A 22,536-nucleotide genomic window follows, 5' to 3' on the forward strand; every position below is an offset into this window, starting at 1 on the left:
GCATGACAACCGACATTCAAGGCATGATGATCATCGGCGGCACGCCGGTGAAGGGCGCCGATGGCGTGACCTACGCGCACGCGGCGCTGACCGGCGAGGCGCTCGCGCCCGCCTTCGGCTGCGCGAGCGCCGACGACGTCGAGCGCGCCTGCACGCTGGCGGCCGACGCATTCGACGCCTACCGCGCACTCTCCGACGAGCGGCGCGCCGCGTTTCTCGAAGCCATCGCCCAGGCGCTCATCGATCTCGGCCCGGCGCTCACCGAACGCGCGCATCTCGAAACCGCGCTGCCGATGGCACGTCTCGAAGGCGAGCGCATGCGCACGGTGAATCAGCTGAAGCTGTTCGCGGCGGTCGTGCGCGACGGCCGCTGGCACGGCGCGATCATCGATCCGGCGCTGCCGCAGCGCGCGCCGCTGCCGCGCCCCGATCTGCGTCTGCGACGCATCGGCCTCGGGCCGGTCGCCGTGTTCGGAGCAAGCAATTTCCCGCTCGCGTTTTCGGTGGCGGGCGGCGATACGGCGTCGGCGCTGGCCGCGGGTTGCCCGGTGATCGTCAAGGCGCATCCGGCGCACCTCGGCACGTCGGAACTCGTGGGCCACGCGATCGCCCGCGCCGCGCGCGAAACCGGCATGCCGGACGGCGTGTTCTCGCTGCTGATCGGCGAAGGCACGGCGGTCGGCGAAGCGCTCGTGCGTCATCCGGAGATTCAGGCCGTGGGTTTCACGGGCTCGCGTCAGGGCGGTCTCGCGCTGCAACGCATCGCGCAGGCGCGCCCCGAGCCGATTCCCGTCTATGCGGAAATGAGCAGCATCAATCCGGTCGTGCTGTTGCCCGCGGCGCTCGAAACGCGCGGCGAGCAGATCGCCAGCGAGTACGCCGATTCGATCGTGCTCGGCACGGGCCAGTTCTGCACGAATCCGGGCATCGTGCTCGCGCTCGAAGGCGCGGCGCTCGACGCGTTCTGCGCGAAGGCTTCGCAGGCCATCAGCGCGAAGGCTGCGACGACCATGCTGACGCCCAATATCCACGCCGCGTATTGCCGCGGGGTCGATCGCCTCAGCGCGCTGGCCGACGTGACGACGCTCGCGAACGGCCGTGAAGCGGCAGGCGCGTTCGACGCGGTGCCCGCGCTGCTGCGCACCGATGCGCGCGCGTTCCTCGCCGAAGCGGAGATGCAGGAAGAAATCTTCGGGCCGAGTTCGCTGATCGTGGCGTGCCGCGATCTCGACGAGCTGCGCACCGTGCTGCGCCGCATGAGCGGCCAGTTGACGGCCACCGTGCATCTCGACGAAGCCGATCACGAGCACGCCCGCGCGCTGTTGCCGACGCTCGAGCGCAAGGCGGGCCGCGTGCTGTTCAATGCGTTCCCGACCGGCGTCGAAGTCAGTCATGCGATGGTGCACGGCGGCCCGTTCCCGGCGACGTCGGATACGCGCACGACCTCGGTTGGCGCGACGGCCATCGACCGTTTCCTGCGTCCGGTCTGCTATCAGTCGGTGCCCGATACGCTGCTGCCGGACGCGCTCAAGCAGGCGAATCCGCTCGACATCTGGCGTCTTTACGACGGCGATCTGAAGCGCGATTAACGTCGGAATTAAAGCCTGAATTAAAGCTGGAAAGTACAACGCCCGCGAATGCATCGCACGATGCGCTCGCGGGCGTTTTCATTGGCGCCGCGGTTTTTAAAAGCGCGGGCTGGATCGGTCAGCCTTCCGAAAGGTGCGGTTCGTCCGGCGTGCCGGGCGTGAGCGCCGTGCCGGGCCAGTCGCCGCTCGTCACCAGATCGGCGGCGACGTCGCGAATCATCTGCGCCACGCTCCAGACGCCGTCCGGCATCGTACGATTCTGCGGCCACGCAATCGCCACGTCGCGCATGACCACGGGATTGTCGAGCGGCACGCATTGCAGCCGGCCATCGGCGACTTCCTCGATCACGGAAGCGGCGGGCAGCACCGTGCAGCCGCATTGCGCGATCACGAGACGTTTGGTCAGCGAGATCGATCCGTCGCATTCGAGCACGATGCGCGGCGTGAAGCCGTGGCGCGCCGCGAGCGATTCGACCAGCACGCGCAGGCCGTGATGCGTGCTCGGCAGAATGAGCGGTACCTGGCCGAGCAGGCTGACGTCGGCGAGTCCTTCGGGCAGTGCGTAATTCGCCGGCGCGACGAGACAGATCTGTTCCGCGAGCAGCGTGTCGAACTGCATCGCGCCGCGATGCTCGGGCACGTACATGACGGCCAGATCGATTTCGCCGTCGCTCAGGCGGCCGAGAATCTGGCTCGCGAGACCTTCGATAAAGCGCACGCGCGTATTCGGATAACGCGCGCGCAGCCGATGGCCGAGGCTCGCGAACATGATGCGGGCAATCGTGGGTTGAGCGGCGATGACGAGCCGGGCGGGGCCGCTTTCGACGCCGCTGCGCATCGCGCCGCGCGCTTCGTCGAGCGTGCGTTCGAGCGTTTGCGCATAACCGAGCAGCTGGGCGCCGCGTTCGGTGAGCCCGACGCCACGGCCGCTGCGGCGGAAGAGACGCACGCCCAGTTCGGCTTCGAGCACGGCGATACGGCGGCTGACGGTGGACTGGTTCGCGCCCAGTTCCATCGCGGTGCGCGAAATGCTGCCGGTCTTCGCGACGTGGGCGAAGACGGCGAGGTCGTCTGAGTTCATGGGCGATTCACGAGCGGCGATGTACGCGCGAGTACCGGGGTGGCCGCGGGAGTGGCCGTGCGCATGATGGAGGCGCGGGCCGGTACGGATTGCGCAAGTGCTCGTTATATCACGTCATGACCCGGAAGCTGACGTTTTCCTTGATAGTGGAAAAGACGCGGCGCGTGACCGGGAATCGTTCGGAGACCCAGGCACGCGCCGCTTTCAGTCGAATTCAGGCGAATTCAGCCGAAGTGATCAAGCGTGAAAATCAGGCTTGCCCTTCGAGTTGCTTGTTGCGCGTTTCAGGCAGAAACACGGCGACGATGAACACCACCACATACGACGCCGCCGCCCACACGCCGATCGACTTCGCCAGCCCGACCGACGCGCTCGTGATGCCGACCGCAGCGGGCACCAGCGAACCGATGCCGCGACCGAAGTTGTACGAGAAGCCGCCCGCCGACGCGCGGATCTGCACCGGGAACAGCTCGGTGAAGCATGCGCCCATGCCGGAGACGATGCCCGACTGGAACAGTCCGAGCGGAAAGCCCAGCACCAGCAGCGCGGACATCGGCAGATGCAGGTGCGTATAAGCCAGCACCGTGAGCGTCGCGCCCGCCGCCGAGAGCGAGAAGGTCCAGCGTCGGCCGATCGCATCGCTCAGATACGCCATGCCGACGTAGCCGCAGAACGAGCCGAAGATATTGACGGCGAGATACATCGTCGTCAGGTTGATGGTCAGGCTTTGTGTTTCGCGCAGATACGTCACGAGCCACGTGAGAATCGTGTAGTTGCCGCCGAGCGCGCCGGCTGCCATCGCCGAGGCCAGCAGGGTGCGCGGCAACACGCTGGGCGCGAAGATGCGGCCGAAGGTGTCGAACAGACCGCTTTGCGCGCGGAATTCCGCCGCCGATTCGAAGGCCGCCGATTCGTCGACATTGCGGCGCATCCACAGCACCAGCAGGCCCGGCAGAATGCCCAGCAGGAACAGTACGCGCCACGCATATTGTTCGGGCAGCGCGCTGAACAGCACCCAGTAGAGCAGCGCGGCGAGCGCATAACCCACGGGCCAGCCGCTTTGCACGCAGCCCACGGCGCGTCCGCGAATGCGCTTGTCGACGACTTCGCCGATCAGGATCGCGCCCGCCGCCCATTCGCCGCCGAAGCCGAGACCTTGCAGACTGCGCGTGAACAGCAACTGATGGAAGCCGTTCGTGAAAGCCGAGAGGCCGGTGAACAGCGAGAACCACAGAATCGCCAGCTTGAGCACGCGAACACGGCCGATACGGTCGGCGAGCACGCCCGCAATCACACCGCCCACGGCCGAGGCAACCAGCGCCGAGGTGCCGATCACGCCGGCCTGCGCCTTGGTCATGTGCCAGGCGGTCAGCAGGGTGGGAATGACGAACGCGAAGAACTGCACGTCCATGGCGTCCAGCACCCAGCCGAGGAAACACGCCCAAAAGGTGCGCCGCTGGGAGGAATTCATGGTGCTGTACCACGTCTGCATGAGGTTGATCTCCAGCGCAGGCTGCCGCCCGCTTTGTTCTATATCGAAGGTCGGGCAAAGGCTGCCGAACCGTGAAATAACTTGTGACAGTGATTATGCGGGCATGCCCGATTGCCGCCCTTGCGTATGACGCATAGCAGATATGCGAAAAAAGACTGAGTGCGCAAATAACGCTGTGAAATGCTCAACGTTCTCAAGTTTCGATCATTGATGCCGTAGACGGGGGCAACGGCTCGAATTTGAATTCCTCTGTTCTTTCAGCGATTTCACTCTGCGATATGTTTAAAAAAATTACAATCCGCGCGCGCCTGGCTCTCGCGATGGGGTTTCTCGGCTGCCTACTGGTCATTGGCGGCTCGATGGGGGTTGCAGGTGTGAGTTCCAGCAATCACGATCTGCAAACGCTGTATTCCAATCAACTCGGCTCGGCGGTGGCGCTGAGCCAGACGAGCGTCGCGCTGGCGCGCAGCCGTCTGTGGCTGTTCCGCATTGGTCTCGCGCCCGATGCACCCGACATCGCGCGCTCCGAGCAGAATTCGCGCGATCAGCTCGATCACGCGAAGCAGTCGTGGGAGGCTTATCGCAAGCTGCCCAGCTATAACGACGAGGAAGCGCGCAAGGCCGACGAAATCGACGCCAAACTCAAGCAGTTGTTGCAGGACGGCTATGAGCCGATTTATCGCGCGATCGAAACGAAGGACGGCAATCAGATTCGCTCGGCAGTCCAGAATACGTCGTCGGCGTTATATGGCGATGTGACGGGCAGCATCGACGCGTTGCAGAAAATGCAGGCCGGTTTTGCCGTCGCCAAATACGATCGCGCGCAGGAGCGTTTCCACTGGTTCGTGACCGTGGCCGTATTGGGCGTGCTGTTTGCGCTGTGCGCCGCCGCGTTCGCATGGATCGCGTTGCAACGCGCCATCGGCCGTCCGCTTGCGCAGGCGCTCGCGCATTTCAAAGCGATTGCGAATGGCGATCTCACCGCGCGTATCGAAGTCAATTCGCTCGACGAAATGGGGCAATTGCTCGAAGGCGTCAAGGCGATGCAAACCAATCTCGTCGACATGATTGGCCGCGTGCGCGATGGCGCAAGCGCGATCAATACCGCCGCGCGCGAAATTGCCAGCGGCAATTCGGATCTCTCGCAACGCACGGAAGCGCAAGCCGCATCGCTCGAAGAAACGGCGTCGAGCATGGAGGAATTGACCGCGACGGTGCGCCAGAACGCCGAGAACGCGCGTCAGGCCACTTCGCTGGCGGGCGCGGCCTCGGATACGGCGCAACGCGGCGGCGTGGTGGTGGGCGAGGTCGTCCAGACGATGCAGGGGATTGCGGACAGCTCGCGGCGCATGAACGAAATCATCAGCGCGATCGAGAGCATTGCGTTTCAGACCAATATTCTGGCGCTCAATGCGGCGGTCGAAGCCGCGCGTGCAGGCGATCAGGGTCGCGGTTTCGCGGTCGTGGCGTCGGAAGTGCGCACGCTCGCGCAGCGCGTGGCCACGGCGGCGGGCGAGATTCGCGGCCTGATCGGTCAGGCGACGTCGCGCGTGGACGCCGGTTCGCGACTGGTCGAGGAAGCGGGCACCACGATCGCCGATATCATTCGCGACGTCTCGCGCGTGAACGAAATCCTCGGCGAAATTGCCTCGGCTTCCGAGGAGCAGAGCACGGGTATCGGCCAGGTGAACGTAGCGGTCTCGCAGATGGATCACGCGACCCAGCAGAATGCGGCGCTGGTCGAGCAGGCGTCGGCGGCGGCGCAGGCAATGGCGCAGCAGGCGAGCGGCCTCGATGAAGTGGTCGGTGTTTTCCGGGTGCGCAATTAAGCACACATCGCATTGCGCCGCGCGATATTGCCTTCGCGCGGCGCAATGCGAATCATCAGAAGTCCGATCGAACCGTCAGCATCACATTGCGCGTATCGCCGAATACGCTGTAATACGTGCTCGGCGGACGAATGTAATACTCGCGATTAAACACGTTATTCAATTGCAGCGACGCTTCAACATGCTTGTTGAATCGATAACCGATCTGCGCATTGAAAATCGCATAACCGCCTTGTTCGACGCCGCGTGAAATGCGCGTTTGCGCGAGCATGCCGCCGCCCACCGAGAAACCGCGCAACGTGCCGCGCGAGAACGTGTACTTCGTCCACAGCTTGAACAGGTGCTTCGGATCGGTGCCGTCGGTGAGATCGGGCGAGTCGTTCTCGTAGTGCGCATTCAGATACGTGTAGCCCGCGTAGACGTTCCAGTCCGGCATCGGCTGGCCCGTGACTTCGAGTTCCACGCCCTGATCGCGCGCCTTGCCCGCCGAGACGTAGTAATACTGGTGCGCGGGATCGGCGACGGCGCGGTTGTTGTCGTCGATACGGAACAGCGCGGCGTTCGCATTCAGGCGGCCATTCAGGAAGCTGCCTTTCACGCCCACTTCATACTGCTCGCCCGAACGCGGCGGCAGGCCCGCGCCCGAATACGTGCTCTCCGTTTGCGCGTCGAGAAAGCGCGCGTAGTTCGCATAGGCCGTGATCGACGGCACGATATCCCACAGCAGCCCGGCGGACGGCAGGAAGCGGTGATTGATCTGCGCGTTGGTGGTCCAGTCGCCGACGCTCGGCAGCGTCGATTGCGTGCGGTCCTGCAGGAAAGCCTCGCGGCCGCCGAGCACCAGCGTGAGCGGATCGGCGAGTTTGATGCGCGCCTGCGCATAGACGCCGTACTGCACGGTGCGATGATTGGTGCCGAACGTGTAGGGCACATCCACGGCGGGCACGGCGTTCGGATCGTAGAGACTGAACGCGCCACCGTACGGGCCGCTCAGCGCCAGATAACCCGATTGCGCGCTCGACGTCATCACCGAGTAATTCGCGCCGATGGTCAGCGTATGCGTTCGCCCGAACAGATGGATCGGGCCCGAGACGCTGCTGTCCGCGCCGAACCAGTCGTAGCTCGTGCGCTGGCGCTGATCGCCGTAGAGCGCGAGACCGTTCGCGGTCGCGCCCGGACCCGAGTACGCGTAATACGCTTTCGAGAGTTCGTGCCGATAGAACAGCGTGGTCGACGATTGCCAGTCGTTTTCGAAGCGATGCACGAGGTTCGCGTTGCCTTCCTGCAGCGAGGTGTACGCGTAGTTCCAGCTCGGGCTGAAGTTCTGCGTGAACGAGCTCGGCACGCGGCCGGTGAGGGCGGTGCGCGTGCTGTTGAGCACGCCGCCCGCGCCGTAGTCGATGCCCGAAATCGGCGAAACCTGATAGCCGCCCGAGAGCGAAAGCGTCGTGCGCGGCGTGAGATCCCAGTCGAGCGCGCCGTAGGCCATCACTTCCTTGCTGCGCGTGCGGTCGATCGACTGCGTGCCGTCGCTGCCGACCAGCACCGCGCGTCCGCGCAGCGTGCCGTCCTTGTTCAGCGGCCCGGTCACGTCGATCATCTGGCGCACGCTGCCGAACGAATCGACCTGCGTTTCGGTCGACAGATGGAATTGATCCTGCGGGCGCTTGCGCACGAGATTCACCACGCCGCCCGGCTCGCCCATGCCGTCGATCGAACCGGCCGGACCGCGCATGATTTCCACGCGGTCGTACATCGCCAGATCGAATTGCAGCTGATATTGCAGGCCGCTCAAGGTCGGCACGCCGTCGAACTCGATGCCGAGCTGCGAGCCGCGCGCGCGGAAATACGCGGTGCCGTCGCCGTAATCGATCGAGCTGACGCCCGTGACGTAGCGCAGCGCGTCCTGGATGGTCGTCACGTTCTGGTCGTCCATCTGCTGGCGCGTGAGCACGGAGACCGAGTTCGGCGTCTCCTTGATCGATTGCGCGACCTTGCCGCCGATGGTGGCCTGCTTCGCGGCGTAGGTGCCGCTGCCTTCGGTGGTTGCGTCGGCGTCGTTCGCGCCCGACACCGTCACGGCGGGCAGAACGTTGCCGTTCGCGGCAGGCGCGGTTTGCGCCCGCGCCCACGGCGAAGCGAGGCTCAGCGCCGCGAAAGCGATCGGCGTCATGGTGAGCGCGAAGCGCGGCGCGGCGCGCGTTACACGGCGAGGCGCCAGCCTCCACCATCCCGAAGCCGGTGCGCGCTGCGCACCACGGTGGTCTATTCTCGTTGTCATCGTCAATCATCCCACTGTTGAAAAAGGCCGAACGGCTTCCTCCCGCTCAAAGGCGGGCTGTAAAAAAATGCGAGGGACGATCGTTATGGACGGGTGTTTTGAGGGCCCCGTTTGCCCTTGATTGCCTAAGTGCTTCGACGGCCGCGCATGACCACGAGCGCGACGAGCCACGGACCGCCGAGCAGCGTGGCGACGAGGCCCGCCGCCACTTCCTGCGGAAACGCGATTTGCCGCCCGAGCCAGTCCGCCGAGACCATCAGCAGCGCGCCGAGCGTCGCCGCGAGATAGAGCTGCGGCATCGGACGCCGCGCGCCGGAAAAGCGTGCGATATGCGGCGCGATCAAGCCGACGAACGACAGCGGGCCGACCACCACGGTGGCCGCCGCCGTGGCCAGCGCGGCGAGCAGCAGCAGCGCGAAGCGCGCGCGGCCCACCGGCACGCCGAGGCTCGCGGCGGCATCCGCGCCGAGCGCGAGCGTGCCGAGCCAGCGCGCGGTTAGCGGCGCGACGGCGAGCGCGAGCAGCGCCAGCGCGGCCATGCTCCACGCGATGCCGGGCGCGACGTAATACGTGGAGCCGATCAGCAGATCGACGAGCACGCCCGCGCGCGGGTCGCCGCTCGACATCAGCGCGCCGACCACCGCCTGAAACAGCGCGCTGATCGAAATGCCGACCAGCAGCAGGCGCTCGGGCGCGAAGCGCGCGCGCCGTCCGAACCACAGCAACAGCAGCAGTGTCGCGAACGCCCCGGCGACGCAGCCCGCGAACAGCGCGGCGGGAACAATGCGCTGGCTCAGGAACAGCACGACGACCATGCCGAACATGCCGCCCGATCCCACGCCGAGCAGGTCGGGGCTCGCCATCGGGTTGGCGGTCATGCGTTGCAGCAGTGTGCCCGCGGTCGCGAGCAGGCTGCCCGCCGCGAGCGCCGCGACGAGATGCGGGACGCGCCAGAACAGCAGGGCGTCGATATGCGCGCGCGTCGCGATGCTCCAGCCGTCGGCGCTGCGCGACACCATCAGCGAGAGCACGCAGACGAGCGGCAGCAGCATGGCCCACAGCAGCGGCAGCGCGCGCGGCGCGAGTGAATTGTGGTGCGGAGCGTGGGGCGCATGGGTGTCGGGCCGCGTGCGCAAACGCGGCAGCAACGCGATGAGCAAGGGCACGCCGACAAGCGCGGTCACGCTGCCGGTTGCGATCAGATGGGCGGCAAACACGTCGGCGCGCGCGGCGAAGCGCACGATTTCATCGGTGAGCCACAGCAGGGCCGCGCCGGTCAGCGGCGCCCAGACGAGCCGGTCGCGCAGACGCCGCGCGCCCGCCAGACGCGCCAGCAGCGGCGCAGCCAGTCCAATGAAGCCGATCACGCCGACTTCGGCGACCACGAACGCCGTGAGCGCCACCGCGACGAACAGCGCCGCGCCGCGCATCCAGCCGACCGCCACGCCGAGATTGCGCACCGTGGCGTCGCCCGCATCGAAGAGACTCAGCGGACGGTAGAGCAGCACCGCGCCGACAAGACACAGCGCGAGCCGCACGGTCAGATGCAGCGCCGCTTGCCAGCCGCTCTGGTCGAGCGCGCCGCCGCCCCAGATCTGCAGGCCGGCGAGCCGGTCGAAATGCACCACCGAAATCGCGAGACTGATCGCGCCGCAATACAGGTTGACCACCATGCCGCCGAGGATCACCCCGAGCGGCGACATGCCTTGCGCCCACGCCAGCGCGAACACGGCGAGCATGGCGATCGCGCCGCCCGCGAGCGCCAGCGTGTCGCGGCCCAGCGCGAGCCAGCCCGGCATCCAGATCGTCGCGATCGAGAGCGCGAGATAGGCGCCCGGGAACACGCCGAGCGTCATCGGTTCGGCGAGCGGATTGCGCAGCACCTGCTGCATCAGCGTGCCCGCGAGGCCGAGCGCGGCGCCGCAGAGCAATGTCGTCGCGATGCGCGGCAGCAGGCTGTCGTGGACCAGCACCGCGCCGATGTCCTGCGCGCTGATCGATGCGGGCAGCGTGAGCGCGCTCCAGAACGGCGCGCCCGCGAGCACGCGATGCACGTCCGCGGCGGCGAGGCACGCGGCGAGCGCGAACAGCGCGCCGACCAGCGGCCAACGCCAGTCGCGCGGCAGCGCGGCGCGCTCAAGGAAGGGACGACGCGCAAGGTTACGCAAGGCCGCCTCCGCCGTTGTCGAGCGTGGCCTGCGCCACGGGAAGGGCGGCGGCGAAGCGCTGCATCGAGACGAGGCCGCCGAACGCGGCGATCACCGGCAGCACCGACACGCGCCGTTCGCGCACGGCGGGCAGCGCGCGCCACAGCGGGCTCGCGCTCAGCGCGGCGCGCAGGTCGTCGTGCAGCGGACCGACCAGCAGAATGTCCGCCTGCGGCACGTCGAACAGGCGTTGCAGCGCGACGGTGGCCGAGCCCGCCGCGTTGGTTGGCCAGGGCGCGTCCTGTGGACGACCCGCCGCGTCACGCGGATTCGCGGCGTTGCGCAGGCCGATGCGCGCAAGCACAGCGTCGAACAGACTGCCCGCGCCGTAGACGCGAAAGTGCCGCTCGTCGAGCGCTTCGGCGACGATCACCGGGCGCGTGGCGCGCGTCGGCGTGGCCGCGATCGCGTCGGCGGCCGCGGCGAATCCGCGCTGCGTGGCGGCGATCAGCGCCATGGCATGGTCCGGCGCGGCGAGCGCGCGCGCCATCGTCTGCGTTTCAGCGCAGAGCGCCTCGAATGGTTGCGCGGCGCTCATGTACGCGCCGAGCGTGAGCGTCGGCGCGATGCGTTGCAGCGGCGTCATCAGCGCCGCGTGGGCGGGCGTGACGATCAGCAGGTCGGGCGCGAGCGTGAGCAGCACGTCGAAATTCGGCTGATAGAGCAGCCCGACGTCGACGACGCCCGGCGGCAGCGGCGGCGCGACGATCCCGCTCGCGTACCAGTCCGGCAGCGGAATGCCGACCGGCGCGCGGCCGAGCGCGAGCAGCGTTTCGGTCAGCTCCCAGTTGAGGACCACGATCCGCCGGGGTGAACGAGGCGAACGAGGTGCGCGAGGCGGCGTCGCGCCGAAGCTTGATGTGGACGCCAGCGCGCCAAGTGCAGCGAGCACGCGACGGCGGCGCGGATTCGTGGTGTGCGCGCTCATGCCGGAAACCCCAGACGGCGCCCGCTCGACGGATCGACGCTCACGCTCATCGGCACGCCGTAAATCGATTCGAGCCGCAGCGGGTCGATGATGTCGGCGGCGCGCTCGCGCATCAGCAGGCGCCCCTCGCGCAGCGCGACGATGCGGTCGCAAAAGCGCGCGGCCAGGTTACGCGCGGCGTCGTCGTCGTTGAAACGGCCCAGTGCGCCGTGCCACGGATAGCGCCCGAGCGCGACGAGTTCGCGCACGGTCATGCCGTCGGTGAGCGGCGTTTGTTGCGGCAGATACGCGACCTGGCGCGCGAACTCGCGGGCGCTCCACTGTGCGAGCGGCCGGCCCGCGTAACGGATCGTGCCGGCGGCGGGATCGAGCTGGCGCGCGAGCAGTTTGACGAGCGTCGATTTGCCCGAGCCGTTGTGGCCGACGAGACCGGTCACGCGCGCGTGCTCGATCGTGAGGTCGAGCGGATGCAGCAGCGTGCGGCCACCGGCGGCGAACGCGACGCCTTCGAGCGCGAAGGCCGTCTGCGTCCCTGCCGTGTCGTGCGCTGATTCGTGAACCGCGTCGTGCAGGATCGCGTTCATGCTGCGCTCGCCATGTTGTTGCCGCTGTGGCCGTTACCGTCGGCGAGGCTGGAATGCGTCGCGCCGATCCGCCCGCTGTCGAGCTTGATCAGACGATCGGCGAGATCGAAATACCGATCGTCGTGCGTAATCACGAGCACCGTTTTTCCCTTCGTTTTCAGCTCCGGCAGCAGCGTGCGATAGAACACGTCCTTGAAGGCCGGGTCCTGATCGGCGGCCCATTCGTCGAACACGTAGAACGGCCGATCCTCCAGAAACGCGACCAGCAGCGCGAGGCGTTTGCGCTGTCCCTGCGAGAGCGCGAGCGTGGAAAACGCGCCGTCCTGAATCCGCACCTTGTGGTCGAGCTGCAGCGCGACGAGCAGCGCGCGCGCCGCGTTTTCGCGTCCGGCGCTCAAGCCGAGCAACGAATCGAACAGATGGAAGTCGCTGAACACCACGGAAAAATACTGTCGATAAGCGGCGCGTGTCGCGTCGTCCACGGCTGCGCCGTCGACGAGCAGGCGGCCGCGCTCGGGCGCATACAGGCCGACGAGCAGTTTCGCGAGCGTGGTCTTGCCGCTGCCGTTGCCGCCGACGAGGAACACCGTTTCGCCCGCACGAAACGTCAGATCGATCGGGCCGAGCGTGAAGAAACCGTCCTCGTTTTCGCGCACGTAACGATGCTCGACGCCTTCGAGCGCGATGCGCGAAAACGCGGGCTGAGCGGCTTGCGCGACATTTGTACCGACATCGGCAAGCCGGCCCTGTTCAGGTGGCAGCGCGGCTTCGAGCTTGCCGATCCGCTCGAACGCCACGCGCGCCGAGCTGATCGCAGGCAGCGCCGCCAGCAGGCCTTCCACGGGCATGATCAGGTAGAGAAAGACGAGTGCGTAACCGGACATCACGTGCGCATCGGCGTCGAACAGGCGCGCGAGCACGAAGATCGTCAGGCCGACGAAGCCGAACAGCAGCAGATTGCCCCAGCTCGCCGCGAGCGCATGCAGCACGTAGCCGCGCGTGCGTTGCGCGCGCACCGCTTCGACGTGCGGCGCGAGCTGGCCGCCGACGAACGCTTCGGCGCGTGCGCGATGCAGCTTCAGTTCCTTCGCGCCGTCGAACAGCGCGCGAAACTGGCGCAACAGCTCGTCCTCGCGTTCGCGCGATGCACGCAGATGACGCAGCGCGCGCGAACCGACGAGATGCGTGCCGAACGTCCCCACGCCTAGCACCGCGAGCGCGACGCCGAGAATCGGCAGCGACAGCATGCCCAGATAGGCGAGGCAACCGGCGATCACCGCACCCTGCATCGCAATCGACGGCAGGCTCACGAAGAACACGACGATGCTGTCGAGGTCCTGGGTCAGCGCGCCGAGCGCACGCGCCGCGCCGCAGCGCTCCAGATCGCGGAACGAGGCCGCGGCGATGCGGCCGATCGTCTGCATGCGCAGGCGCGCTTTCACGCGCTGGCCGAGATACATGAAGAGCGTCTGCGAACCCACGCGCGTGGCGAGCACCAGCGCCGCGAGTAGTGCGAAGCGCACGCCCAGTTGCACGAGTTGCGCGCCCGACGCCTGTAACGCCTGGTTGATGAGCGCGACGAGCGCCGCATTCGCGAAGCCGCTCACGAGACTCACGAGCAGGGCGAGTGGCAGAAGCCAGCGCGAGCTGCGGATCAATGAAGCAATCAGGGGCATAAGCGGCGGAAAAGTCGTTCGTGCGCGTGGCGATCGTGTGTGTCGACCCTATCGACCACAGGGTCCACCGGGGTAATTCCACGAATGAGAAGCATTATTGATTTCGGGCGGGGTTCCGCCAGAAGCCTTGATGGGTAAGGAGATTACCGGCTTATGCGAATTAAAGGCGGACAGGAGATATCGATTTTTTGACAATTTTTTGTCAATTTCCAATATCATGGGCCACTTCCTTTCGCGCCCGTACGTCCGTCCGATGAAGTCGTTTCTGCTCAAGCGCTACCCGATGGCTCGCACGCCGCTGCCGCGCGAGGTCGCTGCGACGCTCGTGACCTACCGCCACGGCGAACGCGTGACATGGCATCAGCATCGTCATGGTCAACTGGTATTCGCGGTCAAAGGCGTGATTCGCGTGCTCACGCCCGCGCGCACGTGGACCGTGCCGCAGTCGCGTGCGGTGTGGCTGCCGTCGGATGTCGATCATGAACTGCACGCGGTCGGCGATACGGCGCTGTGCAGCGTCTATCTGGAACCCGATGTGTTTCCCTGGCCGTGGGAAGATCCCGCCGTGATCGGCGTGTCGGCCTTGCTGCGCGAACTCGCGCTCACGCTGGTCGAGGGCGCGGACAGCTATACGGCCACGAGTCGCGCGGGCCTCGCCGCGCCGTTGATGCTGAAGGTGCTGGCGGAAACGCCCAGCCTCGCGGAGCCCGGCGTGCCCTTGCCGCGCGACGAGCGCCTGCTCAAGCTCTGCGAGCACATGATGAACGACCCGGGCAGCGATCTCTCGCTCGATTTTTGGGGCGAGCAGTTCGGTGCGAGCGGACGCACGCTCGCGCGCCGCCTGCATGCGGAAACCGGGCTGACCTTCGTGGCGTGGCGTCAGCAGATGCGCGTGGCGGAAGCGATCACGCGCCTCACGCTCGGGCATTCGGTAGCGCAGGTCGCGAAAGATCTCGGTTATCGCAGCGCGAGCGCGTTTATCGTCATGTTCCGCCAGGTGACGGGCGAATCGCCGCAACGCTATCTGGCGTCGAGTTGACGGCGCGCGGATGATTGACTCACGTCGCCTTCACTGACCCGAAGGCTTGCCCCACACGATCGATTCCGGATGGCGCTGGAGATAATCGGCCAGCGCGTTCACGCTCGCGAGCGTCCGGCGCAGTTGCGCCGTGGCCGTGCGCACGTCGGTTTGCAAGGGCGAATCCGCTTCGAGCGTGGCGCGTGCAGCGGCAAAAGACGTCTGCGCAAAAGCCAGCGTGGACTGCGTTTGTGGAACGGTTTCATCGTTCAGGGTCTTGAGTAGCGTATTCGCGCCGTCGAGCGACGCATCGACGTTCCTTCCGATTTCGTCGAACGGCACGCGATCGAGTTTCGCGACGATATCGCCGAGCAGATCTTGCAGTTCTTCGATGGTGTTGGGCACCGTCGGCAGTTCGACCGCCGCGCGCTTCGCATCGAAATGAACGGGCGGCGCCTTGGGGAAAAAGTCGAGCGCGATATAGCGCTGGCCCGTGAGCACGCTGCCCATGCGCACCTGGCCGCGCAGACCTTGCGCGATCATGTCGCTCAGCAGCGTGCGTCCGCCCGGGCCGTCGCCTTTGCCGAGCGCCGCGCGATAGCGTCGCCCGAGACGGAACGGATAGAGATTCAGGCTGACGATCATGTCGAAGCCGCCGTGCGCGGTGTTGTTATCGACGTCGATCCGTGTGACGTTGCCGATCTCCACCCCATGAAAATCGACCGGCGCGCCCACAACGAGGCCGCGCAACGATTCGCGAAAGCGCATCTGCACGGGCGCGGCCGGGCCGTTCGTGCTGCGCAGCGCGTCGGTGCGGTTGTCGGCGAGGGTGAAGGTGCGGCTGTCGTGCGACGGCGGAGCGGCTTCGGCGGGCGAGTCGAATTGCACGCCGCCGCGCAGCATCGCTTCGAGCGGCTGCAGGTCGACGTTGAAGCCGCGCGAATCGAGTTGCACGTCGATTCCGCTGGCCTGCCACCAGCGCGTCGACGACGTGACATAGCGATCGAACGGCGCGTTCACGAACACGTCGACATCGACTTCCTGGCCGTTTTTCGGCAGCGTGTAGCCGAGAATCTGTCCCACGGCGACGCGATGAAAATAGACCGGCGAACCCGCCTGCAGCGAACCCAGCGACGCGGCGCGCAGAATGAAGCGGCTGCCGCGTCGATCGGCGCTCACCACGGGCGGCGTTTCCAGGCCGATAAAGCTGTGGCACGTTGTGCGGGCGGCGCCGATATCCACGTCGATATACGGCGCGGTGCGCAGGGTTTCGAGCCCCGAAATACCGCCGGCGTCGATACGCGGACGCGCCACCCAGAAACGCGTCCCGCAGGTGGCGAGGCGGGCGGCGTCCGCCATCAGCCGCACCACGGCGGTCACGTGCGAGCGGTCGCGCGACAGATGCAGCGTTTCGAGTTCGCCCACTTCCACGTTGCGATAGCGCACGCGCGTCTTGCCCGCCTGCAATCCGGCTCCGCTGACGAAGTCGATCGTCAGTTGCGGGCCGCGCGGGAACAGCGTGTGAGCGAGCAGCAGGCCACCGGCCAGCAAGGCGATGAGCGGCGCGAGGCTCATCGGCGAAAACATCGTGCGCGACATTCAGAGCTTCCCTGCGATGACATCGCCGAGCGCGCGCCGGAACCGGCCGAATGCGTCGCGTGCGCGAATCCACAAGCCGCAGATGGCACTGGCTTTGCCGTCGACGGTCATGGGCGAAAGCCCAGTATCAGCGTCAGATAGGCGAGCGCCGCGAAGACGCCCGCCATCGTGCCGTAGTAGTCGCGCGCGCCCGGGCCGAGCAGGCAATGCGCGGGAATGCCGACCGCGCAATACGCAGCCGTGAAGACGAGCGTGATGACCAGCGTAGGATGGCCCGCCGACCACGCGAATTCCGCCAGGTGTTTCATGATCAGGCCTCCTGATTATTTAAATGATTCCGGGCGATTGAATCTCGCGTGGCCGGGCCGGTTGCTTCGGTGTTCTGGTGCGCGGGATTAATGCATTTGCGCGACGAGCGCTTCCGCACCTTTATCGAGGCCGGTTTTCGCGGCGCTGAGCGAGCCGAACGCCGCGGGCAGATTCATCGCATTCGGATATTGCTTGGTCACATAGGCTTTCAGCAGACGGCCATCGTTGCTGTCGTACACCTCGACCGCGTACGACACCGAGCCGCTGAACGCGCCCTGGCCGCCGCGCACCGCCTGCACGCCGTTGTAGAGATTGCCGGCGATATCGAAATGCATCGCCTGACCCACGAGCAGCGTGGTGCTCTCCGCGCCGGTCAGCGTCACCTTCACGCGCAGCACGCCGGGGCCGGTCTGGTTCGTCATCTGGAAGCGTTTGCCGAGGTTTTCGGTGAAGGCCTGCTGCGCGTAGCGGGCGAGCGTGGTTTTGTCGTCGTCTTTCATGTCGCCGAATTGCGCGTCGGCGCCGCGATAGACGGTGACGGGGTCGAGCACGACCTGCGTATAGCGCGACCAGGAGACGGGAATGCCGTAGGCGAGCGGCACCTTGTTGCGGTCGTCGCCGTGATTCGGCTGCAACTGGTGCGTGGCGTCGATGCCGGAGTAGGCGACCGGCTGAACGCCGGCGCAGGCGGCAAGAAGAAGGGACAGCGTGCCCGTGACGAGGGGAAGTGCGAGGCGTTGGCCGAACATCGGAAGGTTCCTTGGATGGATTAAGCGGGCGCTGAAAGAGGACTGGGTGAAACAGTGAGAAACCGCTGTTCACTGCGGACGCAGCGTAACGGCAAATTCGAGAAATGTAAACCGTCTACCCGGTTTGTTTTTATGGCGAGGCGGAATTGGTTACAATCATGTCCGCAACCGACCGACCGTTCGCCAGGCGCCGCCTTTCATGCGGATCGGCGCGCGATTCCCTTGCCGACGCTGTCATGCCCGAAGTCACGCTGTCACGTTCTTAGTCACGCCCTCGAATCGACATGGATAACCCGACCCGCTCCGAACTGTCCCGCAAGAAAGCCATCGCCGCCGCGCTGGCGATTCTGACGAGGGAGGGCGCGGGCGCGTTGACGTTCGACGCGTTGTCGCGCGAAAGCGGCATCAGCAAGGGCGGGCTGCTGCATCAGTTCCGCACCAAGAACGGTGTGCTGGAGGCGCTGCTGGAGCATCAGCTCAGCGAGTTTCAGCGGATCGCGGCCGATTATCTGGGCAAGGAAGGCGCGAAAAAAGCCGAGCCCACGCTCAATGCGCAGATCGAAATTTTTCGCGAGGCCGTGAATCAGCCGAATTCCGTCGCGCGCGCGATGCTGGCGGTGATGGTGGAATCGCCCGAGATGCTCGGGCGCGTGCGCGACACCGACAATCGAGTGACGAAAACCATCGAGAGCGAAGCGCGCGACGAGGAACTCGCGCTGCTGCGGTATTTCGCGGCCAGCGGCATGGCGTTTCACACGCTCATCGGCTTGACCGAACTGGACGGCGCGCGGCGCAATCGCCTGTTCGACCGCTTGCAGGACGACGCGAGCTGGGCGCCGCTCGAAAAGAAACGGAAGACGGCGAAGTAGGCGCGCGTTTTTAATCGGGTTTTTAGTCGCCTTTCACGCGCGGGCCGGTTTCGCGACCGATTTTGGCCTGACGACGCGCGCGCTCGTTGATGATCTGATGACGCCGATGATCGGTCATCTTCTTCCAGCCACGCGCTTCCTCGCGCGTGCGGTAACAGCCCGTGCACAAACCGGTTTTGCCATCGAACGCACAGCGTTCGATGCACGGCGATTTCACGGCCATGGCTTACTTGAAATAGCTGTGGACGACTTCGATCAGCTGCTCGGTGCCGCTGCCGTGTTCGTCGGCGGGTTCAGCATCGACGAGATGGGTGCGGATGTGATCCTCCAGCACCACGGCGAGCAGGCCGTTCATCGCGCCGCGGCTGCTGGTGATCAGTTGCAGCACGTCCATGCAGCCGCGCTCGTCTTCGAGTGCGCGCTCGATGGCCTCGACTTGCCCCTTGATGCGGCGCACGCGGTTGAGCAGCTTCTGTTTTTCGCGAATCGTGTGACTCATGCCTGACCTCGACGGATGGAAACCCGAGTATACCGCTGCCTATAGCGAGGGGGACTACGCTACGCGCCGCGACATCAGGCCGCGAGCGCCGTCAAACCCTGATAGCCGACGATCAGGCCGACGAGCAGGATCAGCGCGCCGGAGAAATACGGCGCTTTGCGCGCGAAATCGCCGAATCCGCTCCATTTTTTCGACACGTGCTTGACGCTCAGCGCCGCCAGCGTGCCGGAGACGACCATCGTCAGCGCAAGTCCGATGCTGAAGCAGAGCACGAGCGACGCGCCCAGCGCGAAACGCTTCAGTTGCAGGCACAGCAGCAGCACGGTGATCGACGCGGGGCACGGCACGAGTCCGCCGGTCAGGCCGAACATGACGATCTGGCCGGTGGTGACGTCGCGATTCGCGAAGCGGCGACGGATGTCGTTCGCGTGCGCGCGTTCGTGGGCGTCCTGGTACTCGGTGGAGGACGCATCGAGGTCGGCGTGGTGGTGATCATGGCCGTGATGATCGTGATCGTGATCATGGTGGTGATGGCCGTGCGCGTGTCCATGCTCGTGCTCATGCGCCGCGCGCTGCTCGCGCCAGGTGCGCCAGATCATCCATGCCGCGACGCCGACGATCAGCACCGCCGAGGCCACCTGAAACCACGGCTCGCTGCTCGCGGCGTTCCAGTTGCGGCCGAAATACATGCCGATGAGCGCGATGGCCCACACCACGGCGGTATGCGAGAGCGTCGCCGACAAGCCCAGCAACACCGCCTGCCCAACCGTGCCGCGAATCGCCACGATGAACGCGGCCATCATCGTTTTCGAGTGGCCCGGCTCCAGTCCGTGCAGCGCGCCCAGCAGGATCGCGCTCGGAATGAACAGCCAGGCGCTGGAGGCGCCCTGCGAAAGAAGATGCGAAAAGTCCATCATGCTGCGGTTTCCTGGATGACTGGCTAACTGGCTGCGGCGCGCGCCGCGTCACGTCTCATCGAGACGATTCGTATACGGTAGGGGGGTATATTACACAAATAGGGTGAGGGGATATACTAATTCGCACTGGTTCGCGCTAATTCCCCGTGATTCTCGCGCCCGTTTCGTTGCGGGGCATTTCTCGATGCGCTTATAATCCAGGCTCTTTTCGGGCAGTCGCCGCGCCTCGCGCGCGCCTGCCGTCTGCTGACTCCCAAGCGCGCGCCGTGCCCTGACGCGAGGCCGTCACCGCTTGCGACGCGCGTCGCATCGATGTGAATTCCATGAAGAAAAAACGCTGGATTGCGCTGCTGTGCCTGATTCTTTCGGCGGCAGCGCTGGCGCACTTCCTGCTCCCGCGCTACACGCCCGCCGAGCGCGACTATTACACCGTGCTGTTCTGTCTGGTGAAGAACAACGGCACCGACGACCCGCGCAAGGACATGCGCGATATGGTCGAAAACGGCAACTCCGATTACGCGCTGCACAAGCAGGAATACAACCCGGCGGCCGCCAACGACGCGCTGGCGCGCTTCAACAAGCTCGGTAGCGAGGATCAGCGGGCGGCGGGGCAGAGCCGTGCGGAATGCCAGCGTTTGCTGGGCTTGAACGCCCAGCGCTAGACACGCCAGGCAAGCTGGACAAACGCGGCGGGAAGAGAGCAGGCGCTCGCGCGATGCGAGCGCCCGAAGTGCGGCACGTCGTGACTTATTCGTGCGCCGCGGATTGAAGCTTCGCCGTGGCATCGCCGAACTGCAACGCGGCCAGTTGCGCATACAGCGGCGAGCTTTCGAGCAGATCCGCGTGACGCCCTTGCGCGACGATGCGGCCATGCTCCAGCACCACGATGCGGTCGGCTTGCTGCACGGTCGCGAGCCGATGTGCGATCACCAGCGTGGTGCGATTCTGCGCGGCGTTGTCGAGCGCCGTCTGGACGAGCCGTTCGCTGGCGGCGTCGAGCGCGCTGGTGGCTTCGTCGAGCAGCAGAATCGGCGGGTCCTTGAGAATCGCGCGGGCAATCGCGATGCGCTGGCGCTGTCCGCCCGAGAGCCGCACGCCGCGCTCGCCGAGGAAGGTGTCATAGCCTTCCGGCAATTGCTCGATGAACCCGGCGGCGGCCATGTCGGCGGCGCGGCGCACTTCGTCGAGCGTGGCGTCCGGCATGCCGTAGCGGATGTTGTCGAGCACGCTGCCCGAAAAAATCACCGATTCCTGCAACACCACGCCGATCGCCTGGCGCAACGAGGCGAGCGTCACATCGCGCGTCGGCACGCCGTTGATGAGGATGCGGCCCGACTGCGGATCGTAGAAACGCAGCAGCAACTGGAACAGCGTGGTCTTGCCTGCACCCGACGGCCCGACCAGCGCGACATGCTCGCCCGGTCGCACATCGAGCGAAAAGCCCGCGAGCGCCGCGATGCCAGGCCGCGACGGATACGAAAAGCCCACGTTCTCGAAACGGATGCCGTCGCCCTGCGCGGGCAGCGGCACGGGCTTGTCGGCTTCTTCCACCGGCGAGCGCGCCGCCAGCAACTGCAACAGCCGCTCGGTCGCGCCCGCCGCGCGCTGCAGATCGCCCCAGACTTCGGCCACCGCGCCCACGGCGCCCGCCGTGAACACCGCGTAGAGAATGAACTGCGAGAGCTGGCCGCCCGTCATGCTGCCCGCGAGCACCGCCTTCGCGCCGAGCCAGAGCACGAACACGATGGCCGCGAACACGAACACGATCACCACGGCCGTCAGGCTCGCGCGCGCCCGGATGCGCGTGAGCGCGGTGTCGAACGCGGCTTCGACCGCGCCGCCGAAGCGCTTCGTCTCATAGCCTTCCTGCGTGTACGACTGCACGGTCGGCATCGCATTGAGCACTTCGCCGGCCAGCGCGCTCGCATTCGCGACCTTGTCCTGACTCGCGCGCGAGAGCCGCCGCACCCGCCGCCCGAACACGACGATCGGCAGCACCACGACGATCAGCGTCGCAATGATGTAGCCGGACAGCACCGGGCTGGTGGCCACCAGCATCGTCACGCCGCCGACGGTCAGCAGCGCGTTGCGCAGGCCGAGCGACAGGCTGGTGCCGACCACGGCCTGGATCAGCGTGGTGTCGGTGGTGAGGCGCGAGAGCACTTCGCCCGTCTGCGTGGTCTCGAAGAATTGCGGGCTCATGCGCATGACGTGCGTGTAGACCGCTCGCCGCAGATCGGCCGTCACGCGCTCGCCGAGCCACGAGACCCAGTAGAAACGCAGCGCGGTGGCGGCCGCGAGGATCAGCGACACGACGAACAGCGCGATGAAATAGCGATCGATATGCGCGCGGTTGCCGCTGGCGAAGCCGCGATCGATCAGATACTTGAACGCGACGGGCAGCGCCAGCGTCGCGCCCGCCGAGGTCAGCAGCGCGAGAAAGGCGAGCGCCCAGCGCCCGGCATAAGGGCGCAGGAACGGCAACAGGGCAAACAGCGGGGCGACGCGCGACGAGCGGACGGCGGCTTCTGGCATGGCAAGTCTCGGAGTCGAGCGAATGAGAAGGAAAGCGTGACGATACACGCAGCGGCGCTGCGGGCGATGTCAGTCCGGCAGCGGCCCGTTGCGCAACTGTTCGCGCTCTTGCGGCGTCATGCTTTGCCATTGCTTCCACTGACGCCATTTGCCGCGCTGGCGGCAGCCGCCGTGGCCGCGGAATCCGCCGAACAGAATCCGGCAGAGCACGAGCAGGCCGATGGCGCGCGGATAGTCGATGGCGTGCGCATCGACGACGAGCGACGGCACGATCCAGTTCCACAGGCTCATGACGACCCAGCCCAGCAGCGCGACGATGGCCAGCACCACCACGATCCTGGCGAAAATCTTGCGGCGAAATTGCATGTTGTTCT

The 22,536-nt window shown here is 66.1% G+C and carries 20 protein-coding genes; 5 read left to right on the forward strand and 15 right to left on the reverse strand.

What is annotated here, in order from left to right:
- The first annotated feature begins 2 nt into the window (after window positions 1-2).
- Entirely contained in the window at window positions 3-1,589 is a 1,587-nt protein-coding gene (locus SB764_RS23465; RefSeq protein WP_321854985.1) for an aldehyde dehydrogenase (NADP(+)), read from the forward strand.
- Between the two features lie 118 nt (window positions 1,590-1,707).
- Here the strand turns inward: SB764_RS23465 and SB764_RS23470 are convergent, their stop codons facing one another.
- Both SB764_RS23470 and SB764_RS23475 read right to left on the reverse strand, forming a co-directional pair.
- Complete coding sequence (locus SB764_RS23470) at window positions 1,708-2,670, reverse strand: LysR family transcriptional regulator (RefSeq protein WP_065058463.1); 963 nt, start codon at window positions 2,668-2,670, stop codon at window positions 1,708-1,710.
- Between the two features lie 250 nt (window positions 2,671-2,920).
- Window positions 2,921-4,162, reverse strand: coding sequence for an MFS transporter (locus SB764_RS23475; RefSeq protein WP_065058464.1), 1,242 nt, complete (start codon window positions 4,160-4,162; stop codon window positions 2,921-2,923).
- Between the two features lie 278 nt (window positions 4,163-4,440).
- Here SB764_RS23475 and SB764_RS23480 point away from each other — a divergent pair, with 278 nt between their 5' ends.
- Complete coding sequence (locus SB764_RS23480; RefSeq protein WP_065058466.1) at window positions 4,441-5,991, forward strand: methyl-accepting chemotaxis protein; 1,551 nt, start codon at window positions 4,441-4,443, stop codon at window positions 5,989-5,991.
- Window positions 5,992-6,046: 55 nt separating this feature from the next.
- On the opposite strand, the gene SB764_RS23485 is transcribed toward SB764_RS23480, so the two are convergent.
- From SB764_RS23485 to SB764_RS23505, 5 genes are all read right to left on the reverse strand, one after another.
- Window positions 6,047-8,164, reverse strand: a complete 2,118-nt coding sequence (locus tag SB764_RS23485; protein WP_410865077.1) for a TonB-dependent siderophore receptor — start codon at window positions 8,162-8,164, stop codon at window positions 6,047-6,049.
- A 233-nt stretch (window positions 8,165-8,397) separates the two neighbouring features.
- Window positions 8,398-10,440, reverse strand: coding sequence for a Fe(3+)-hydroxamate ABC transporter permease FhuB (gene fhuB / locus SB764_RS23490; RefSeq protein ID WP_244145643.1), 2,043 nt, complete (start codon window positions 10,438-10,440; stop codon window positions 8,398-8,400).
- Window positions 10,433-11,278, reverse strand: coding sequence for an ABC transporter substrate-binding protein (locus SB764_RS23495; RefSeq protein WP_231957457.1), 846 nt, complete (start codon window positions 11,276-11,278; stop codon window positions 10,433-10,435). The genes fhuB and SB764_RS23495 overlap by 8 nt, the downstream gene beginning before the upstream one ends.
- A gap of 125 nt (window positions 11,279-11,403) precedes the next feature.
- The gene (locus tag SB764_RS23500; RefSeq protein ID WP_410865079.1) at window positions 11,404-11,991 is read right to left on the reverse strand and encodes an ATP-binding cassette domain-containing protein; all 588 of its coding nucleotides are present in this window, start codon (window positions 11,989-11,991) and stop codon (window positions 11,404-11,406) included.
- Complete coding sequence (locus tag SB764_RS23505) at window positions 11,988-13,667, reverse strand: cyclic peptide export ABC transporter (protein ID WP_321904757.1); 1,680 nt, start codon at window positions 13,665-13,667, stop codon at window positions 11,988-11,990. The genes SB764_RS23500 and SB764_RS23505 overlap by 4 nt, the downstream gene beginning before the upstream one ends.
- A gap of 253 nt (window positions 13,668-13,920) precedes the next feature.
- Here SB764_RS23505 and SB764_RS23510 point away from each other — a divergent pair, with 253 nt between their 5' ends.
- The gene (locus SB764_RS23510; protein WP_074983782.1) at window positions 13,921-14,706 is read left to right on the forward strand and encodes an AraC family transcriptional regulator; all 786 of its coding nucleotides are present in this window, start codon (window positions 13,921-13,923) and stop codon (window positions 14,704-14,706) included.
- Window positions 14,707-14,736: 30 nt separating this feature from the next.
- Here the strand turns inward: SB764_RS23510 and SB764_RS23515 are convergent, their stop codons facing one another.
- The 3 genes from SB764_RS23515 to SB764_RS23525 form a co-directional block, all read right to left on the reverse strand.
- On the reverse strand, window positions 14,737-16,284 hold the full coding sequence (locus SB764_RS23515) for an intermembrane transport protein PqiB (protein WP_410865081.1): 1,548 nt from the start codon (window positions 16,282-16,284) through the stop codon (window positions 14,737-14,739).
- Window positions 16,285-16,391: 107 nt separating this feature from the next.
- Entirely contained in the window at window positions 16,392-16,592 is a 201-nt protein-coding gene (locus SB764_RS23520; RefSeq protein WP_065058475.1) for a hypothetical protein, read from the reverse strand.
- Between the two features lie 87 nt (window positions 16,593-16,679).
- Window positions 16,680-17,342 (reverse strand): DUF3313 domain-containing protein, encoded by a 663-nt coding sequence (locus tag SB764_RS23525; protein WP_065058477.1) that lies wholly within the window; start codon window positions 17,340-17,342, stop codon window positions 16,680-16,682.
- Between the two features lie 284 nt (window positions 17,343-17,626).
- Between SB764_RS23525 and SB764_RS23530 the strand changes: the two genes are divergently transcribed.
- On the forward strand, window positions 17,627-18,211 hold the full coding sequence (locus SB764_RS23530) for a TetR/AcrR family transcriptional regulator (RefSeq protein ID WP_065058479.1): 585 nt from the start codon (window positions 17,627-17,629) through the stop codon (window positions 18,209-18,211).
- Between the two features lie 22 nt (window positions 18,212-18,233).
- Here SB764_RS23530 and SB764_RS23535 read toward each other — a convergent pair whose 3' ends face one another.
- From SB764_RS23535 to SB764_RS23545, 3 genes are all read right to left on the reverse strand, one after another.
- Entirely contained in the window at window positions 18,234-18,434 is a 201-nt protein-coding gene (locus SB764_RS23535; RefSeq protein ID WP_410865084.1) for a DUF1289 domain-containing protein, read from the reverse strand.
- 3 nt (window positions 18,435-18,437) lie between these two features.
- Complete coding sequence (locus SB764_RS23540) at window positions 18,438-18,710, reverse strand: metal/formaldehyde-sensitive transcriptional repressor (RefSeq protein ID WP_065058482.1); 273 nt, start codon at window positions 18,708-18,710, stop codon at window positions 18,438-18,440.
- Between the two features lie 74 nt (window positions 18,711-18,784).
- Window positions 18,785-19,627, reverse strand: coding sequence for a nickel/cobalt efflux protein RcnA (locus tag SB764_RS23545; protein ID WP_410865086.1), 843 nt, complete (start codon window positions 19,625-19,627; stop codon window positions 18,785-18,787).
- 323 nt (window positions 19,628-19,950) lie between these two features.
- Between SB764_RS23545 and SB764_RS23550 the strand changes: the two genes are divergently transcribed.
- The gene (locus SB764_RS23550) at window positions 19,951-20,289 is read left to right on the forward strand and encodes a hypothetical protein (protein WP_321904755.1); all 339 of its coding nucleotides are present in this window, start codon (window positions 19,951-19,953) and stop codon (window positions 20,287-20,289) included.
- 85 nt (window positions 20,290-20,374) lie between these two features.
- On the opposite strand, the gene SB764_RS23555 is transcribed toward SB764_RS23550, so the two are convergent.
- Window positions 20,375-22,162, reverse strand: coding sequence for an ABC transporter transmembrane domain-containing protein (locus tag SB764_RS23555; protein WP_410865088.1), 1,788 nt, complete (start codon window positions 22,160-22,162; stop codon window positions 20,375-20,377).
- Between the two features lie 69 nt (window positions 22,163-22,231).
- Complete coding sequence (locus SB764_RS23560; protein ID WP_065058487.1) at window positions 22,232-22,528, reverse strand: hypothetical protein; 297 nt, start codon at window positions 22,526-22,528, stop codon at window positions 22,232-22,234.
- Window positions 22,529-22,536: the final 8 nt, after the last annotated feature.

Source organism: Paraburkholderia sp. SIMBA_027 (assembly GCF_046535315.1).
In the GTDB taxonomy this organism is placed as follows: Bacteria; Pseudomonadota; Gammaproteobacteria; order Burkholderiales; family Burkholderiaceae; genus Paraburkholderia; species Paraburkholderia tropica.

Excerpts from the sequence above, each read along its gene's own strand:
- SB764_RS23480 (WP_065058466.1), top strand. The coding sequence starts at position 4,441 with ATGTTTAAAAAAATTACAATCCGCGCGCGCCTGGCTCTCGCGATGGGG.
- SB764_RS23535 (WP_410865084.1), bottom strand. The coding sequence starts at position 18,434 with ATGGCCGTGAAATCGCCGTGCATCGAACGCTGTGCGTTCGATGGCAAA.
- SB764_RS23485 (WP_410865077.1), bottom strand. The coding sequence starts at position 8,164 with ATGACGCCGATCGCTTTCGCGGCGCTGAGCCTCGCTTCGCCGTGGGCG.
- SB764_RS23520 (WP_065058475.1), bottom strand. The coding sequence starts at position 16,592 with ATGAAACACCTGGCGGAATTCGCGTGGTCGGCGGGCCATCCTACGCTG.
- SB764_RS23560 (WP_065058487.1), bottom strand. The coding sequence starts at position 22,528 with ATGCAATTTCGCCGCAAGATTTTCGCCAGGATCGTGGTGGTGCTGGCC.
- SB764_RS23525 (WP_065058477.1), bottom strand. The coding sequence starts at position 17,342 with ATGTTCGGCCAACGCCTCGCACTTCCCCTCGTCACGGGCACGCTGTCC.
- SB764_RS23475 (WP_065058464.1), bottom strand. The coding sequence starts at position 4,162 with ATGCAGACGTGGTACAGCACCATGAATTCCTCCCAGCGGCGCACCTTT.
- SB764_RS23540 (WP_065058482.1), bottom strand. The coding sequence starts at position 18,710 with ATGAGTCACACGATTCGCGAAAAACAGAAGCTGCTCAACCGCGTGCGC.
- SB764_RS23545 (WP_410865086.1), bottom strand. The coding sequence starts at position 19,627 with ATGATGGACTTTTCGCATCTTCTTTCGCAGGGCGCCTCCAGCGCCTGG.
- SB764_RS23470 (WP_065058463.1), bottom strand. The coding sequence starts at position 2,670 with ATGAACTCAGACGACCTCGCCGTCTTCGCCCACGTCGCGAAGACCGGC.
- SB764_RS23465 (WP_321854985.1), top strand. The coding sequence starts at position 3 with ATGACAACCGACATTCAAGGCATGATGATCATCGGCGGCACGCCGGTG.
- SB764_RS23500 (WP_410865079.1), bottom strand. The coding sequence starts at position 11,991 with ATGAACGCGATCCTGCACGACGCGGTTCACGAATCAGCGCACGACACG.
- SB764_RS23515 (WP_410865081.1), bottom strand. The coding sequence starts at position 16,284 with ATGTCGCGCACGATGTTTTCGCCGATGAGCCTCGCGCCGCTCATCGCC.
- SB764_RS23550 (WP_321904755.1), top strand. The coding sequence starts at position 19,951 with ATGAAGAAAAAACGCTGGATTGCGCTGCTGTGCCTGATTCTTTCGGCG.
- SB764_RS23530 (WP_065058479.1), top strand. The coding sequence starts at position 17,627 with ATGGATAACCCGACCCGCTCCGAACTGTCCCGCAAGAAAGCCATCGCC.
- SB764_RS23505 (WP_321904757.1), bottom strand. The coding sequence starts at position 13,667 with ATGCCCCTGATTGCTTCATTGATCCGCAGCTCGCGCTGGCTTCTGCCA.
- SB764_RS23510 (WP_074983782.1), top strand. The coding sequence starts at position 13,921 with ATGAAGTCGTTTCTGCTCAAGCGCTACCCGATGGCTCGCACGCCGCTG.
- SB764_RS23555 (WP_410865088.1), bottom strand. The coding sequence starts at position 22,162 with ATGCCAGAAGCCGCCGTCCGCTCGTCGCGCGTCGCCCCGCTGTTTGCC.